The sequence below is a fragment of the Mycobacterium sp. genome (genome assembly GCF_050701675.1).
Lineage (GTDB): Bacteria > Actinomycetota > Actinomycetes > Mycobacteriales > Mycobacteriaceae > Mycobacterium.
In genome coordinates this window covers 1-1,739 of the sequence record NZ_JBOGDD010000075.1, presented here as the reverse complement: position 1 = coordinate 1,739, position 1,739 = coordinate 1, and the positions used below count along the sequence as shown (strand labels likewise).

The window sequence follows — 1,739 nt, the reverse complement described above, 5'->3', positions numbered from 1 at the left end:
GAACTGGCCGCAACGTCCGTGTGGGGAAGTCAAAATGACCTGCCGTCAGGTAACCGCAGCTACGACGGAGTGATCGGCGTCTGGTACGGCAAGGGACCGGGACTCGACCGCGCAAGCGACGCGCTCCGGCACGGCGCGATGTACGGAGCCAATCCAGCGGGTGGTGCGCTCGCCCTCGTCGGCGATGACCCCGGGGCGAAGTCCTCCAGCCTGCCAGTCGCCAGCGAGCGATCATTGGCGGCACTGTCGATGCCGATCTTCTTCCCCCGCAACGCCGAAGAGATCATCACATTCGGCATGTACGGCGTGGCGCTGTCACGCGCTTCAGGCTGCTGGTCCGCCATGAAGATCGTCGCCGACGTCGCCGACGGCCTTTGGACACTGGACCGCGACTTCTCCGAATTCGACATCATCACTCCGAAGGTCGAGTGGGAAGGCCGCCCCTGGACCTACCACCAACGCATCTGCGCGGCACCCCCCGACAGCCTGTTCGCCGAGGCCGACCTCTACGGCCCGCGCTGGTCGATGGTACGAGCGTTCAACGCGGCCAACAGCATCGACCGCATCGAGGTCAATCCCGCCCAGGCATGGCTCGGCATCGTCACTGTCGGCACGGCCTACGACACCGTACGCCAGGCGCTCACCGAACTCGGGCTCAGCGATGCGGATCTCGAGCGCGTAGGGATCCGCATCCTGCGTATCGGCATGCCCTATCCCGTCGGCGCAGAGATCGTTTCCCGGCTCGCCGACCGGGTGACGGAAGTGTTGGTGGTCGAGGACAAGTCGGCCTTTGTCGAAATGCAGGTCAAGGAAATCCTCTACGGCCGCAACGCGGCTCCCCGTGTCCTCGGCAAGTATGCCGCCGACGGGAAAGTGCTCATTCCTGCAGACGGCGAACTCACCGCCGGCCGCCTGCTCGCACCGCTACGCCGCGTGTTGAAGGACAAGGTCACGGTCGCCCGAACGGCGCCACCATCATTGGAACTGACGGTGCAGCCCTCCACCCGTACCGCGTACTTCTGCTCCGGCTGCCCGCACAACCGGTCCACCGCCGTGCCGGACGGGTCGTTGGCCGGCGGAGGAATCGGTTGCCACACCCTGGTCACGATGTCCTCACGCACCGATTCTCAGGTGACGGGCCTCACCCAGATGGGTGGTGAGGGTGCACAGTGGATCGGCCAGTCCTTATTCACCGACGTCGGACACATCTTCCAAAACATCGGCGACGGAACGTACTTCCATTCCGGGCAGCTTGCGGTGCAGGCGTGCGTCGCAGCCGGAGTGAACATCACCTACAAGATCCTGTACAACTCTGCGGTCGCGATGACCGGAGCGCAGGACGTTGCGGCCGGACTGACGGTTCCCGAACTCACCCACAAGCTGGTGGCCGACGGTGTCACGAAGGTCATCGTCTGCGCCGACGAACCGGAACGACACCGGGGCGCGACATTCGCCAACGGCGTTCTGGTGTGGCACCGGGATCGCCTCGACGAGGCCCAGCGTCTGCTGCGCGACACCGAGGGCGTCACCGTCTTGATCTACGACCAGCAGTGCGCAGCGGAGGCACGACGCAAGCGCAAGCGCGGAAAGCTGCCTGCTCGGCTGACCCGCGTCGTGATCAACGAGGCGGTCTGCGAAGGCTGCGGCGACTGCGGCGTCAAGAGCAACTGCTTGTCGGTTCAACCCGTTGACACCGAACTCGGTCGAAAGACCCGCATCGACCAGAGCACCTGCAACAC

1 protein-coding gene is annotated in these 1,739 nt (G+C 65.0%); it reads left to right on the top strand.

Annotated elements, in window-relative coordinates; genetic code table 11:
- On the top strand, positions 1-1,739 hold a 1,739-nt coding region (locus tag ACRDUX_RS02305; protein WP_526410618.1), incomplete at both ends, for a thiamine pyrophosphate-dependent enzyme.